Source organism: Methyloradius palustris (assembly GCF_019703875.1).
GTDB classification, from domain to species: Bacteria; Pseudomonadota; Gammaproteobacteria; order Burkholderiales; family Methylophilaceae; genus Methyloradius; species Methyloradius palustris.
The window spans coordinates 586,718-602,572 of sequence record NZ_AP024110.1; the positions used below are offsets into that span (position 1 = coordinate 586,718).

Genomic DNA, 15,855 nt, shown 5'->3' on the forward strand with positions numbered 1-15,855 from the left:
GGAACAAGGTTCCTTGAGAGTTCATGCAACTAATATCAACAACAAGTTTGAACAACTCGCACTTGAAGTGAGCCTTTTGTTTTTTACTAGAATATCTTAGAAGGTTCCGAGTACGTTCACAAACCAGCCATTGCTGCGGTATGAGAGGTTGGTCAGGTCGTCTGAGTAATTGGTGAAATTGTAGCCCACGCCAGCTTTTACTCCCTTCGCCATGTGGCGATAAATCGCGAGCAAGGTTCCAGCTCTTGAATCTTGTGCTTCTGTAGCACGTAGATTGCGCAATTCGGCTACTGCATCCCACTCTTTTACAAAATGCCAGTCTGCGCGCAGTATCAGCAAATCTGCCTGGCTGGAGAACCACTCGCCATTGACCTTGTTGTCTTTGAGCTCGCCAATACGGAATGCGTACTTGGCGCCCAACGATAGCCATGGGCGTACATCGTAAATGGTATCGACAGAGAATACTTGGCTGCGCTGTGCGTAATCTGCAGTGATGCCGCTAGGCGATAATTGCCCAGGTGAGGGCAGGTTATAGAAATTGGTGTACTTGAATAGCGTATTCCAACGGTCATTGGTCACTGGGCGATAAGCTGCGCCACTTACAATCTCGTGGTAATCGCCGTCATAAAATGCACCTTGCGTATTATTGGACACAGACCAGTTAAGCTTACCTAACAGACGCCATTCCTTAGTAGCTTGATAGCCCAGCGTGTTACGCAATAACCAGGTGGTACGTTCACCGGATATATTGCTTTTTTCATCGCGCAATTCAATATTGCCGCTGTACTTGGTGGTGTCCTTTTTATACGCGGCAGAGAAGCTGCCTGCGGTGCGTTTCAGGTCGCCAGCAAGTGGGTCGGATACTGTGCCCATCTCGCCTTTAGCTCCCAAATTCCAGTAATCATTGGCCGCAAAATCCAGACCAAAAGCGTTGATCAGGCTTTGTGGCCCAGCGCCTTGTGTGGAGCGGGTTTCGCCGAACACACGCATTTCATCTGTTACGCGGTAGGAAGAACCAGAGACCCATGTGCCTTGTCTGCCTACATAGGCGCTATCTGGACGTTCACTTTCAATGATGTAGCTGGCATATGCATTGTGGCGGTCTGACAGGCGGTAATCTGTACCCAGTTTTACCCCTGGGCCCATATTGCCTTCAGAAGCTTCAGCCAGCATCTTGATGCGGTCAGTGATGCGCCAGCTCATGCCTAGACCAGCACGATTGTTTTCATTCCGTGTACCATCTGCGGCCAGTGTGCCCTGAACATAACCATAGCCATTCCAGTCTTTTTTCTCGCCCGGCATGCCGTCATCTTTTAGCGGCGTGTAATCCAGCCTGATCTGTGCATCGGTGCGGTTACCTGTTTGCGAAAGTATCTGGCTGGCATTGGGGATATTCACATCGCGATTATCCTGCCGCAAGCCAACGCCTACCTGCCAGGTTGGGTCGAGTTGTTCACGCACCGCGACTTCAGCTACCTGGCTGCTCAGTGAAGTCGCATCACGAATATCAGCCTTGGCTTCAAGTTGGGTTTTATCCGTGATCTGGATGCTGGCTTTCAATCCTTCTTGCGTGACTTGCTCACCATTGGTCGTGATCTGGCCAGGGGCTGAGAATCCAGCCTCGCGTTGTTGCGCATAGGCGCTGATTTTGCCTTTGCTGTCTTTGGTCACTTCTGCCAGGTCAACAGCACCTGTTACGCTGTAGGCTGAAGCCGGCCCACCTGTGGCAGTAAGCGTGCTAAAGCCGAAACCACCATCCAGCGAGGTTTGGGCGCCATCTCCAGCACCGTCTGAGTGTGCGGTTTCCAGTTTGATATAGGTGCCTGGTTTATAGCGCAGCGTGGTATCAATGCCCTGCAGGCTTTGCTTGTTGGTATCTTCTCCCTGCTTGTAACCTGTCAGGCCGATCTGGAAATTGTCATTGACCCACTCGCTGACACGGCCCCCAGTGGAAAAGTTGCTCACTGAAGTCAGCCCGGGGACATATTCGTATGTGGTTACCAGATACAGGGCATTACCATTCAGCGTAGATGTCGTGATCAGACCAGGTGCCGAACCTGTCGAATTGAGTGGCACTTGTAATGTAATGCGACCTTGCAGGTAATTGATTTCGTAGTCCTGCGCGGGTGACAGCAGTTTGCGGTCTATTACCAGGCCAGAGTCACGGTCACGCGTTTCTACCCAGATGCGCTCAGAGCCAAGCGTAATATCCTGGTGGCGCATATAATAGAGCGAGCCGCCTGTGCCACGGAATTCATCGCGTGAACCCAGGGTGCCTGGGTCGGCGGCAAATGCATCCACTTGTGTCTTTTTCTCGCCATAGCTGGTGGTCGTTTCTGAGCGATAACGCGCATTCGCACCATAGAGGCCACGCGAATATTGCAATAGCTCGGTTCCGCTCCATGAGGTCTTGAAATTACCCCACATCACATGAGAGTCACCACGTGCCAGTTTGACGTAGAACTTGCCTTGCGTAGGCGCGTCGTCCACCGTGGTGCTGTCATCGCCATATACTGGATAATACAGGTCAGGGTTGATATTGCGCAGCAGATACTGCGGGTCTTTTGCCGCGAAGTTGGAGAACAAATGCTCTAATGGCTGTTCTCGTGTATCCGCAGAGGCAGTCAGCAGGTACTCGCCCTTGACCTTGCCTTTGAGGTAGAACGCGCCGCGCCCATCAACATAAGTTGAGCCATCGTAATGCTGGGTATCGCCAGTCACCAGTTGTGCAGGGCCGCTCACGCTGTTTTTACCAGCGGTGAGGTCACCCATGGCTACGTAAAACCAGTCGTCTTCGGCTATCGTCAGGTTACGGCGGAAGGTGGTGGATTCACCACTAGGCTCAGTGAGTTTAACTTCTACCGTATTAGGCCCGCCCGGCATGATCTGTTTCATGGCGAACTTGCCTTTTGAATCCACCGGGATATTGAGCCCAAATGCCTCAATGGTTTGGCCTGGTTGCAAGTTCTTGCCATTTACCGTCACCGTACCGCCTTTGACTGGGATGTTGCGCAAACTTAAGCTGTTCTCACCATAGCCAATCAGCGATTCATTTTTGTCTGGACGTAAATCGCTATGTGCGGTTGTGTGCGTCACTAACTCTAGTGGCTTCAGCACGCTTTCATCATAACGGCCTTCATTATCATAAACGCGCAACAGGAACATGACCTGGTCTGGCCCATCAATCGGTGCCTGCCAGCTGGTGACGCCATTCCAGCTGACTGGTAGCACGGCCAGCGGATTTTCCTGCGTGAGTTGCCCTGGTTTAAACAGGCGCAATTCTGCTTTCTTGATCCACGGCAGGTAATTGGCCCAGGCACGGAACTCCACTTTCTCACCGCGAACTACAGCATTCGGTGTTGCCCATGCATTCATCTGTGGCAGGTTGGTCAGGTTGTCGTAACGTACCTGGATATCTGCTTTCTCAAGCGCAACATCGGTACAACGCTGGCGATCGGCTTCCAGTGGTTGGTCATCCAATGCGACAGGTTCGCCATCCACACTGATGCGGAAAGGCGCGTTGCTACGCTTGCTAGCTATGGCCGCACAATCTGCACGTGGTACTGGCGGTACAACCACTACTGGCTCGGGGATGACTTCATCAAACCAAATCTTGATTTCCACACGGCGGTTTTGCAGCATGCCAGCAGGCGTATCATTGCTGGCCAGTGGACGACTTTCACCATAGCCTTTAAGTGCCAGCTGCCCATCTTTAAGGCTCAGCTTGTTCTTGAGGTAACTGGCAACCGCCAAGGCGCGTGCTTCTGACAGGCCCTGGTTGTTACCAAAAATCTTGCGACTGTTAGCAGATAGATGCTGGTTATCGGTGTGCCCAGACACATCAATACGAATGCCAGTCTTGCCTCTGAGCGATTCGGCCAAATTATCCAGGTAAATCTGTGAAGCTGTTGTAAGCTCGGCTTTACCAGAGTTGAATTGGGCATCGCCAGAGTTATCCAGTAGCTTGGTGACGACCTCGGCCTGGCGAGTCGGCAAAGTATCAACTCCAGCTTTCATGGTTGCCAACATCTGGCGGGTGACACCAGACGGTAGCGGATAATCAATCGTACTCTCGACTTCAGCTGGATGTGGCAAGCCGTTCACTTCTACCCGCGCATTATCTACACGTTTACCTGTTTCATTGGCAAAGTCTGGGATGGTCTGGCTGCGCAAGGGCTGATCTGGCGCTGTTGGGTTCTGCATCGTCGGGTCAGCATAAACGCCATGCGCGCAAATAGAGCCGATGAGTGCAATTGCTAGTGGGATGGCACGTGTTTTCATTGTTGTGCCTCCACTGCTGTTTCAATTACAAGTGGGTAGAGCGGCGCGTTCGCCCCCCCTCCTTTTTGTTTATCTTTCCATAACTTATCCATCTTCTTAGCCACTGCTTCCAGGCGTTTTTTGCATAAAGCAGGATCATCACTGCCTGAGTTATACGCGATACGTAAAACAGAAGGGCGGGATGCCAAGCGGTCTGGCATGCCTTCAAGCGCTTGCTGCCACTCGGGTAACAATTCAGTCTGGTTAGGCGCAAATGCTGCACCATTCAAATCCAACCTGACGACACGATGTACGGTAGCGCCAAAGTTCAGCTTGACCATCTTGCCGCGTGTTACGCGTACATCTCTTGGGTTTTCTGTAGTCAGGCGGTAACCAGAAGGCAGGGTGCGTTCATCCAGCTTCATCACGAAATTAGCGCCGTGATCAGCTTGTGGAATATCAGCACAGGCTACATGGAAACGGCCTTCAGGATCTGTCGTCACCAGTAAACCACGCACTGTGACTACACGAACGTTAGCAATACCTGGCTCGCCTTCATCCTGGTAACCATTGGCATTCTGGTCATCAAATACCTTGCCAATGATGTCTGAGCAATCAAAGGTCGGATCTGGAGTGACGCGAACGGTGGCAGCGGCGACATTGGAAAGCAACGTCCCTGTAGCGCCATTCAATGCCCAAGCTTGATTAATGTACTCACCTTCACCCACACCTGTACCCACAATCAAGATCAGCTTGTAAGTTTTGGTTTCACCAGCAGTGAATGACTGGTTGACCCAAGTTAAGTCACGTCCTGCTGCTGTCGGCTCTATCGCCACGCCATTGACTGTAGCTGAGCCAGTACGATACTTAAAGCCAGGCGGAATGCGGTCTTGTACGTTAATGACTGTCGCAAGGCTATTTTTTACAGTGATGGTGTAAGGTACCAGATCGCCTTTAGTGACATTTACCAACGGTGTGGTTTTGGTCACGATGACCGAACCGCCCAAAATTGGATCGATTGGAATGTTGTTATTGACTACATTGCTCGATGCCGAAGTCAGGTTAAATGTGAAGTAGTACCTTGTGGTAACAAGCCCAGAGCCATTTGCGAATGTTGAGTCCGTCGAAACAGCACACGTTGCTGGATTATCAATCACGCTTGTAGTCGGTGGGCTGGCACTCTGTTGAACGAGTGCAACAGATGGAATGCTACCAACATTTAGTGGGACGCTAGTATTACAAACAGGGATGATGGTAGATGGAGCAGCAGCGAACCCAGAAGGCACGCTTGTCACCGTAATTGTATATACACCGTCAGGAGCTCCTTGATCTCCTGGAACGGGTACTTTGGGGATGAGTAGAAAGGTATAACGGCCATCAATACCAGTCGTCTGTGTCTGATTGGCAATGCCGCCAACCAATCCCGTGGCAGCATCGAATCCTGCTGGGCCACTAATTGTAACCACTGCACCGGCCACAGGTAAGCGTGTCACTGAGTTGTAAACGAGACCAGATGGATCTAATGGCAAGCTTTGTTGTACCAAGTCTTGCCCAGGAGCAAGCGTTATATCATTCAGTGTTCCATCTCTAGTATTAGCACTGCCAGGATTGTTACCATTAGCGTCTTCGTTAGTTACTGGACGACCATAAAGAACGCCTGTGTTTGGATTGCGGAAACGTACCTGGTATCCAGTACCTGGGGCAAGTCCTGTGAATGAGTAGGATCCAATATCGTTGCCACTAGTCTCAGTGGTGGTGGACGTTACCAATGTATTGTTAAGCAATAGCTCAACGATCCAGCCACTTTGTGCAGTATCTGTTGATGTATCAAACTTACGATCGTGGTTGTTATCCAGCCATACATGCCCACTAATGCTGGCAAAACCACCAGCGGGTGTGCTTTCACCGAAATTGTAACCACTGCCACTAATTGCGCCCGTCAAAGCGACAATAAAACTGTCAGTACCAGCATTAATGATGGTACCAGCCGTTCTTGTTGGGGTAATACTACCTAAGCTGCCTACTTGGTCTTTACCATCGGTATAGCCACTAGGTTGTGACTCCACCAGTCTATAGCCTGTGGCGTTTGAAGTCGGTAAACCAGTAAATATATAACTACCATCTCCTGCTGTTTGGACTGTACAAGTTATTAACGTACACACATCAACACCAGTTGATGTGGTGCCAGAGAGCGTAATCGTTACTCCAGAAATGCCGACTTCGCCAGTGTTCTGGATGCCATTATCATTAGGGTCGATAAATACTTTGCCTGACAGTGATAAATTATTTGGCGCAATATCACTACGTACTGTTGTGGTTTCGGTTTCCGTGTTGTTGCTGGAGTTGCTATCTGTTTCATTGGCGAACACGGTGGCAATACTGTTCTCAATATCACCACCAGATGCTGGAGTTGAAAGCATGCGTACTGAGAGGTAACGATTTCTGCTCGCACCATTGTCCAGGTTGCTGTCTGTCCCCGTATACACACAACTGATGGTAAGCGTATTAGGGCCAGTCACTTCACTGCCAATATTGTTACAAATGCTTCCCGATGGAGGGCCAGCCACTGCGCTATCGCCAAGGAAACGAACGGTTTTGCCTGTGGCAGGCGTAATGGCGTAGGTGAAGCGTACCCCCGTGGCAAGCGATGGGCCATTGTTGACCGTGTTGATGGTATATATCACGTCATTCTGAGCGTTATTGCCGCTGTTGCTTGCGTCATAACCCAGCGGGTCAACGTTGTCGTTATTATTGATTAACAGATCAACTGACGCTGCTTGCACAGTCAGCAGAGCGGTTTTGCTGTTGTTGCCGCCATCTGTGCCGTTAATGTTTTCAGCAGTGCTAGTGGTAATGCTGGCAGTGTTGGGAATTGTCCAATCTGCACTCTGACCACTTTTCCAGTTAGGTCTAACCACTATCTGTACCGTACGCTGTTCGCCACTATTAAGAGTGGTGCCAGTGCAAGTGAGTGTTGGCGTGCTACCAGCGCCGTAGCTTTGCCCAGCCGTTAAGCCAGTACATGTTGGTGCACCAGAAGTCCAATTGGTTGGGGTGATGGAAATCACTGTAAAACCAGGGTCAGCGGCTGCTACGGTAAAGGTATCTGTTACAGAGACATTGGCTGCTTGTGAGGGGCCGTTATTGCGGAACGTAAGAACGTAGGTAGCATCGGTGCCAGCTTTTGTAGTGGATGGCGTTAATATTTTGGAAACCATTTCTACATCCGCGATTGGGGCAATCTGTACTGCTACGGAAGCGCTATTATTGGAGGTGTTTGTGTCGCCTTGAGTGGTCGAGGTAGCAGTGGCGGTATTAGTAAATGAACCGCTATTGAGATTGCGACTGACGGGGATGGTGAAGGTAACAGTATCTCCGTTTTTTAGTACGCCAGAGTTTTGCGTACATACTAGTACCGTAGTCTGTGATGCGTCCATCGCACAAGTGAATGCAGCAGTGGAGCCTTGGGTGTAATTTGTTGCGATGATGGTTGCAGCAGCTGCGCTAGGTGTATCACTACGGTAACCAGGAATCGGGTCGCGAATCACAATATCCTGTGCATCAACCGTGGTGCTATTGTTTCTTAGCACTACGGTATATGTCATTGTCGATTCGTTAGACTCTAGCGAGGCATTAGTCCCGCCTGTTGTGCTGACTGTTTTAGTTACAGCAAGATCAACGGAGTTGGTTGCTTGAGTTACGCTGACGTTTGCGCTGGTGGTTTGGCCACCAGGGAACCAGCACTGAGAACCAGCAACGCAAGAAACTCCAGCGTTATTAGTTGCTGTATAAGCGGCACCCTTGACCAGCGATTTAGTGATAATAGTAAGGGTGGCATTCGCGCCACTTGCTAAAGGATTCTTATATGTACAAGTAACTGTTGTTGCTGCTGGATTCAGAGTGTTAGGCGGAGTCACTACATTGTCACAACTCCAGTCAGTAGTAGTTGAGAAACTAACAAAATTCTCATCAGCTGTATTGATAGTATCGGTGACTTCAATCGTGTTAGCACTCGCAGGTAATGGCCCCTGATTTCCAACCCGGATTGTGCTGGTAATGTTTTGGCCTTCAGCAACCGGGTTAGGCGTACGTGACTTGTTTAAAGTCAGGCCTGCCCCATTTGGTGAAACATTTAAATTGATGCTGGCTGTGTTGTTGCTGCTGACAGGGTCAGCTGGATTACCAGCATTGTGCGCAATGGTTGCCTGGATATTATTGAATGTCTGGACACTTGTTACAGTGGGCGCTGTGGCTACAATAGAGATACTGTCGGTAAGCCCAACAGTGTAGTTGCCTGTATTTACGCAAGTGACCAGATTGCTGCCAGAAACCGTGCAAGCATTCCAATTGGCGCCAGTTGGCGTAGCTGAGACAAACGTAAATGCTGCGGGTAACTGGTAAGTAACGGTAATGCCATTGGTCGCATCACTAGGCCCCTGATTGGTAGCTTGCACGCTGAAAGTGACATCTGTGTTTGATATAGCAGGTGATTGGCTAGGTGTGCCTTGGGTAATCTGCAAGTCAGCACCAGGGCTAATGGCAACAGAACCAGTTAAACTATTATTGTTTGGGTTGGGGTCAGCCACTGTAGAACTAATGAGTGGAGTAATCGCTGCATTACCTGAGCCTGCGGTTACTTTAGTGACTAGGTTAAGACCACTGAAAGTATCGCCATTCGCCAATACTGGGCCTGTACAAGTAACATCTTGACCTGCTGCTGAACAGCTAAAGCCGCCGCCACTTCCCGAAACAAACGATAGCGAGCCAGGGAGTGTTACTTTGACCGTGGAGTTTGTTGCATCATTAGGCCCTTGATTGCCACCTGCAATCGCCCAGGTAATATTGCTGCCGCCATTCACTGGGTCGGGCGTGCCATTAAGTGAGGTTAAGCGTAAATCAGCCCCATTGTTAATGGTTGTATTTTGGGTGGAGGTGTTATTGCCTGAGTTGCTTTCTGCGGTGGATGTAGCCGCCGTTGCTGACATATTGATGGTATTGCCAGTCGTGGCAGTTGTGGCAACGAGCAAAGAGATATTAGTGTTGCTTCCGCTACCCGCCAGATTGCCAGTGAGTGTACATACGATATCGTTACCCGCTGTTACAGTACCAGCTGCTGGGCATGTACCGCCACTCATGGTGGCACCCTCATAAGTGGTGGTAAGTGGTAGTGGGATCGTAACGGTGACGTTGCTTGCTGGGTCGCTACCATTATTACTGGCAACGATGGTGTAAGTGATGGTGCCGCCGCGTGCCGCGGGGTCTGGTGAATCAGTGAATGTGGAAATTAGTAGGTCAGTTGCTGCGTAAGCAGGTAAAGCAACCAAAGCCAACAAGCCTAATAATATGAATCGACTGGCTTTTATGGTGAGCGATTGTAATAACCATTTTGAACGCGCACGGGTTGATTGATCAACTGAAGGTCGACTTATATTCACTTACATTCCCCTTATCGTATTGCAATATGCAATACGTACTTAAACTAAAAATATGCTAAAAATTGCGGTGTTATGGCATTGAAGCCCACCTTATTATTAATTTACAACCTTCTCCTCGGGCGAGAATTTAACATGAAATAATTTTATCTCATGAAAAATTACATTCACCGCGTCGATATTGCCTTCTAGGCAAGTTACGCATGGATTTTATGGCATCTTTTGCAAATAAATTGTTAACAATTGTCAATTGCGGCATTTTCTTATCGGAATGTGCTAAAAAACAACGCATTATCAGCAAAACGCCTACATACAAGAGGCGCGGTGCCTGCGCAAAATACTCATTGATTTGAATAGAAGGAGATACTCATGCGGATTGCCGCACTAGACGACAATATTGATGAATTGGATTTAGTCAGAAAAACCATGTTGTCTATTGGGCATGAATGCCATGTATTCAGTAAGGGCGAGGCTTTGTTGCGCGCTCTGGGGCGAGAGAGTTTCGACCTTATTTTATTGGATTGGGAGTTGCCTGATATATCTGGTCCAGAAATTGTGGAATGGATCCGCACTAATATTGCCGATCCCATCCCCGTGTTGATGCTCACCAACCGCAGTGAAGAAGTTGATGTGGTGCATGCACTGTCTATTGGCGCAGATGATTTCATGACCAAGCCTATTCGCGCAAAGGAGTTGACGGCGAGGGTACAGGCGATATTACGTCGGCTATATCCACCGCAAGAAAAGGCGGAATACATCTGGGGTAAATATCGTTTTGTGACTTCAAGCCAGCAGTTGGAGTTTGATGGCCAGCCCGTTGTATTAAAAACCAAAGAATATGAGTTGGCATTGTTCCTGTTTAGAAATCTGGGACGATTGCTCTCACGCCAATATTTAAAAGAGCAGCTATGGGGAATAAAAGCTGCTGAATTGAATTCACGCTCGCTAGACACCCACGTATCTTCCGTTCGCAACAAACTTGGACTAAATCCACAAAATGGCTTTCGATTAACTTCAGTCTATGGTTTCGGGTATAGGCTAGAAATCGCCGAATAAAGATATTCATAGTAAGATTGATTGAATTCTTTTTGGTCAGTCTAGCGATGAACACAAACTATCTACTTAGCTCTGCATTATTCATATTAATTACTGGTGTTACACCACCACTTTATGCGGCGACCGATACGCATAAAGTGGTTAAAGGCGATACGCTTTATCAATTATCAAAACAGTATTTAGGCAACTCTAATGCCTGGCATGCATTTTTGCGCGTGAATACTATTAAAAACCCTCGTCAGTTAGTGCCCGGTTCCACGCTGGTTATTCCCACTATTGATACTCAACTCGTGACTATTGTGTATGTGCAAGGAGATGTCGAGCTGCTCTCTAGTGAGGGTGTTGCTGGCAAAGCCTTACAGATGGAAGATGTGCTGGCAGCAGGTGCGCAAGTGAGGGTTGGGAAAAATAGTTATGTCAGCTTTCAGTTTAAAGATGGCTCAATTGCACGCGTCCTTTCCGAGTCTGTCATTCGTTTGAGCCAGTTGCCAGCGGTGAACGCCAAGCTACGCAAAAATACTTTATTGAAGCTGGATAAAGGCGTGGTCGATATCTCAGTCATTCCGCGTATCAATAAAAAAGCTCCTTTTGAAGTGACTACGCCTATGGCTGCGGCAGCAGTCCGGGGCACACGTTTTGGCGTGTCCGTGTCTGAGCAAGACCAGACATCCAGTGATGTCACGCATGGTGTGGTGGCATTTAGCACATTAACTGTCACTAAAAATGCCAAAACGCGCAGTGCGGCCTTGCATGCGGGTGAGGGAGCTGCAGTGAGTGCCGATGGGCGATTGGGACAGGTGCATCCACTACTTGCAGCACCTGATGTCTCTATTTTGCCCGAGGTGATCAGTGATGAAGGTTTTATCCATTTTGATGTGCCACCGTTAAGCGGGGCGAGCATTTATCGTGCGCGCATAGCCAAAGATTCAGCGTTGGAGCAAGTTGTACAGAATGCTGAATTTACGACTTCTGATATTCGTTTTTCAGCCTTGGCAGATGGTGATTACACACTGGGATTGCGTGGGGTAGATGGAGAAGGCATTTTGGGCTATGAGGCGACTCGCCACTTTAAAGTAAAAGCCACGCCTGCTTACCCTTTTTACATCAAACCTTCACTGGGCGAAGTCGTAGCGAGCGATGTGAAATTCAACTGCACCAATGTTGCTGGCGCCAGCAGTTATCATCTGCAAGTGGCCACTGATATGGCATTCAGCACGCTGGAATTAGATGCGCCCAACCTAGAGAGTTGTGCCTATGATGCAAGTGCATTGAAACTAGGGGAATATTTCTGGCGCATTTCATCGACTGTAGTCAATTCAGACAAGCAGACTGAAGAAGGCCCTTTTAGCAGCCCAAGCAGCTTTGTTGTCAGCGACAGCAATTTAACTCAATTACCCACCACCATTTACTGGATAGCAGAACCTGAACTTAGCTATACGTTGCAAATCAGCAAGGATGCACAGTTCGCGGAGATGCTTGATCAAGAGCTGTTAAGTAAGCCTGAATTTGGAATCGAGAATTTACCAGGGGGTAGCTATTTTGTGCGCTTGCAGCCTAAATCTAAAGAGGGATTAACAGGCCCAGTTTCAACGGTAAGAACATTCAATATCAAGCTGCCTGAGCAACCTGCCACCGAGCGTACTTGGATGGATAAAGCGAAATAATGCGTTATTAGCTTAACCACTATTTTGAGCATTACCTCACCAAGCCAGTTACCACATTTTTTGCGCTACCGCATGAGTTGGCTAGCTATCGCCTTTTGCATCGTTCTGATGGTTGGCTGGCTATCTGCGCAAACCACCTTGGTGCAGATGAACCGCCTGATTCAAGACTTTGTCATCGCAATGCAAGGCCATGCACTGCAAGATAAAGTTGTCATTGTAGCTATCGACGACACCAGTATTGCCACGCTTGGTAGATGGCCATGGCGGCGGGCCTTGCATGCCGAACTGTTGCATCGCTTGCATGCCGATCAGGCAAAAGTCGTGGGCCTGGATATACTTTTTACTGAGCCCGACAAGCGATATCCAATAGACGATGCCACACTCGCTGCTGCAATCAAACAAAACTCGCCAGTCGTGCTGCCACTCTTGGTTCAAAGCCAGAATGGCTTTGCCATAGCTACACAGCCACTCAAAGATTACGCCGAAGCTGCTACAGCAATCGGCCATGTCCAATTGAAAGTGGATAGCGATGGCATAGTACGTAGCGTTTCTCTGCAAGAACAAGTGGACAATATTTCCCAGCCTAATTTTGCACTCTCGCTATTAAACGCAGGCGGTGAGACCATCGAACAGGGCAGTGCTATCAATGCCAATACATCTGGCAATCTCCAACATCAAGCCCCCACGCTGATTCCTTATGCTGGTGGAGCGGGGTATTTTCCGCGTATATCTTACCTTGATGTGCTTCAGGGTAATGTGCCCAAGGGTACTTTTTCTGGCAAATATGTCATTGTTGGCGCAACCGCTGCAGGTATAGGCGACCAGTATGCAACGCCAACCACGAATAAAGATCAGTTAATGCCCGGTGTTGAAATCCTCGCCAACATTACCGATGCACTACTGCGCAACACGCCACTCAACTCAGCCACAGCCTTGCAGAATATAGGCTTGAATGTCTGTTTCGTCATACTCGCGTTGATTGGGTTTGCGCTACTAGAGCCACTGCGTGCTTTGTTATTGACGGTAGTGCTTGGTATTCTGCTTGTGGCGACTACGTACTTAGCTGGAAATGCGATTGGAATTCTATTTGCGCCATCTGCTGGCATTCTGGGTTTGGTGTTTGTGTATCCGCTTTGGAGTTGGCATCGTCTGGATGCGGCAACAAGATTTCTCACTGACGAATACAACGCACTGCAGAACGATACAGATAGTTTTTATGCACGCACTGCCCAATTGGGCGCTAAAGACTTTTTAGATAAGCGTATCGCCGCACTCGATGGGGCAACCAGGCAATTGCGCAATCTACACCGCTTTATCAGCGATAGTGTGAACGCCTTGCCAGATGCCACTTTGATTTGTGGTGTGGATGGCAAGGTGCGGATTGCAAACTCTGCTGCTCACCGCCATTTTGCATCATTGAATTTACCTGATTTAGTGGCTTGTGATCTGCATATGCTGGTGAAAGACGTACTTTCTACTGAAAATCACTTGCCTATTATCACGCAGGATATGCTGTATATGCCCAGCCATATTGAAGGCGAAGGCAGAGATGGCCGCGGTCGTGATTTACTGGTGAAATGCGTGCCCTGTTTTAATGCAGAAGAACAACATATCGGCTGGATACTAAGCTTGGTCGATGTCACTCAATTGTGGCAAGCCGAACGTGATCGCGACGAAGCTTTCCGCTTTATCACGCACGACATTCGCTCGCCAATCTCTTCAATCATCTCTTTGCTTGAATTGCAAAGGCTGGATAAAAATGAGCCTGCATCCAAGTCGATATTGGTAGATCACTTACTTGATAAGATTGAACAGCAAGCCACTAATGCACTTGATCTTACCGAGAGCTTTGTCACGTTATCGCGAGCCAAATCCAGCCAATACCAACTGGTGCAACTTGATTTGGTGGACTTGTTAAATGAGGTGGTCGATGACGCTTGGGCACAGGCAAAAATTCGCGCAATCACGATTAAGATTATTGCGTTTCCCGAAGATGCGTGGGTGATGGCGGATCGTGAAATGATGAAACGGTCGCTGATAAATGTGCTGGGTAACGCCATCAAATTTAGCCCAGATAGTGCGCTGGTGACCTGCAGTATTAGTAGTGTTTTCAGGCAAGCTAATCATGAATTTTGGGATATTGCCATTACTGACGAGGGGCTAGGTATTCCATTAGAAAAGCAGGATGATTTGTTTCAACCCTTTAAAAGGTTGCACAACACAAGCCACCCCGAAATCACAGGCACAGGCTTAGGCTTGGCTTTTGCCTATGCCGTAGTGCAGAGGCATGGTGGTGAAATAACCGTGAGCAATGGCGCAACTGCGGGTGCAACTTTTCATATTGTTTTGCCACGGTTGATGGACTTGAACATTTAATTGGCAATAAAATCTTTATCAGGCCGATTGAATGATTGCATATCAGTGATGGCAGCCAAAAATCGTTTTAAGAAATTGGTGTCATTGTCTGATTGTGAAATCACGCCTTCACCAACAAACGCACCGTTGGGCATTTTTGCTGATTGTGCCGCTTTAATCACTAATTTCTCTCCGCCTTCCGAAGAGGCGACGAGCTTGCCGTTTTTATAGGCATTGCGCACAAACGATATGGTATTTTCATCATCGCACAGGTGATCGATGCCGATGCCGCCAGGGATAAATACTCCGTCATAGTTGATTGAGTTTACCTCGGCGAGGTTGCTATCAACTTCTATATTAACGCCTTGTACGCTTCTCACAACACCAGCATTACACCCTACAATTAGGCTAGAAATGCCGCTATCCTTGAGTGCTCTGCGCACCGCCACTATCGCATCCAAATCAACGCCATCAGACGCGAGTATCGCAATATTTAAATTTTTGATGCTGTCCTGCTGGGTGGTTTTCATAATGAGTACCCTTTCGATACAGAGCAAAATAGAGGGGTATTAATATTGATTTGTGTTGGCATATCCAAGGCTCTTTCACAGTAAATTCATATAGAAAATACCTGTTTGCTAGCCAAGTATGGAAAGCATGTTTGCATAATTAAATCACTCCATCTGTCCGTTATCGTACATATGGAGTGATTTATTTTTGGGCTGGTTTGTTGCTTAAGGTTGGCTATATAAGATTAGCTAGATTCGATACTTAAGTCTTCGTAGGAGTGCGCTGACTAAAAGTTAAACCTTATGCCGACTGTGAGCGTGATTGCAAAAGCCTATAGTAAATCATTGATTTTTGATTCGAGGTATAACAAATGGCATACGTATATTCATACAAACTGTACGACGAAGTGACTGATGATTTTGAGACTCAGCCTTTTAAAGCAACGCTGGAGGAGATTCAACGCCAGGTGGGTTTGCCTATCATGCGCACCAAGGAGTTTATCCCTGACTATGCGGTGATAGATGGCAGGTACCATCTACTTGCGGCATGAAATGAACATGCGCTATGAGAGATGGATG

Annotated in this window: 7 protein-coding genes; 4 read left to right on the top strand and 3 right to left on the bottom strand. The window is 48.3% G+C overall.

What is annotated here, in order from left to right:
* Positions 1-96: 96 nt before the first annotated feature.
* Together ZMTM_RS02890 and ZMTM_RS02895 are read right to left on the bottom strand one after the other, a co-directional pair.
* On the bottom strand, positions 97-4,281 hold the full coding sequence (locus tag ZMTM_RS02890) for an OmpA family protein (RefSeq protein WP_221764837.1): 4,185 nt from the start codon (positions 4,279-4,281) through the stop codon (positions 97-99).
* Positions 4,278-9,695: a beta strand repeat-containing protein gene (locus tag ZMTM_RS02895; protein ID WP_221764838.1), complete on the bottom strand. Its 5,418-nt coding sequence runs from the start codon at positions 9,693-9,695 to the stop codon at positions 4,278-4,280. The genes ZMTM_RS02890 and ZMTM_RS02895 overlap by 4 nt, the downstream gene beginning before the upstream one ends.
* Positions 9,696-10,061: 366 nt before the next feature.
* Here ZMTM_RS02895 and ZMTM_RS02900 point away from each other — a divergent pair, with 366 nt between their 5' ends.
* The 3 genes from ZMTM_RS02900 to ZMTM_RS02910 all read left to right on the top strand — a co-directional run bounded on the left by ZMTM_RS02900 (position 10,062) and on the right by ZMTM_RS02910 (position 14,788).
* On the top strand, positions 10,062-10,748 hold the full coding sequence (locus tag ZMTM_RS02900; protein WP_221764839.1) for a response regulator transcription factor: 687 nt from the start codon (positions 10,062-10,064) through the stop codon (positions 10,746-10,748).
* 47 nt (positions 10,749-10,795) lie between these two features.
* On the top strand, positions 10,796-12,412 hold the full coding sequence (locus ZMTM_RS02905; RefSeq protein ID WP_221764840.1) for a FecR domain-containing protein: 1,617 nt from the start codon (positions 10,796-10,798) through the stop codon (positions 12,410-12,412).
* A 72-nt stretch (positions 12,413-12,484) separates the two neighbouring features.
* Positions 12,485-14,788 (top strand): CHASE2 domain-containing protein, encoded by a 2,304-nt coding sequence (locus tag ZMTM_RS02910; RefSeq protein ID WP_221764841.1) that lies wholly within the window; start codon positions 12,485-12,487, stop codon positions 14,786-14,788.
* On the opposite strand, the gene ZMTM_RS02915 is transcribed toward ZMTM_RS02910, so the two are convergent.
* Positions 14,785-15,297, bottom strand: coding sequence for a DJ-1/PfpI family protein (locus ZMTM_RS02915; protein ID WP_221764842.1), 513 nt, complete (start codon positions 15,295-15,297; stop codon positions 14,785-14,787). The two genes, ZMTM_RS02910 and ZMTM_RS02915, sit on opposite strands and share 4 nt — an antisense overlap.
* A 350-nt stretch (positions 15,298-15,647) precedes the next feature.
* Between ZMTM_RS02915 and ZMTM_RS02920 the strand changes: the two genes are divergently transcribed.
* Positions 15,648-15,827 (top strand): hypothetical protein, encoded by a 180-nt coding sequence (locus tag ZMTM_RS02920; RefSeq protein ID WP_221764843.1) that lies wholly within the window; start codon positions 15,648-15,650, stop codon positions 15,825-15,827.
* The last annotated feature ends 28 nt before the right edge of the window (positions 15,828-15,855 follow it).

Coding starts and splice junctions, on each gene's coding strand:
- ZMTM_RS02890 (WP_221764837.1), bottom strand. CDS start 4,281: ATGAAAACACGTGCCATCCCACTAGCAATTGCACTCATCGGCTCTATT.
- ZMTM_RS02900 (WP_221764839.1), top strand. CDS start 10,062: ATGCGGATTGCCGCACTAGACGACAATATTGATGAATTGGATTTAGTC.
- ZMTM_RS02905 (WP_221764840.1), top strand. CDS start 10,796: ATGAACACAAACTATCTACTTAGCTCTGCATTATTCATATTAATTACT.
- ZMTM_RS02910 (WP_221764841.1), top strand. CDS start 12,485: ATGAGTTGGCTAGCTATCGCCTTTTGCATCGTTCTGATGGTTGGCTGG.
- ZMTM_RS02915 (WP_221764842.1), bottom strand. CDS start 15,297: ATGAAAACCACCCAGCAGGACAGCATCAAAAATTTAAATATTGCGATA.
- ZMTM_RS02920 (WP_221764843.1), top strand. CDS start 15,648: ATGGCATACGTATATTCATACAAACTGTACGACGAAGTGACTGATGAT.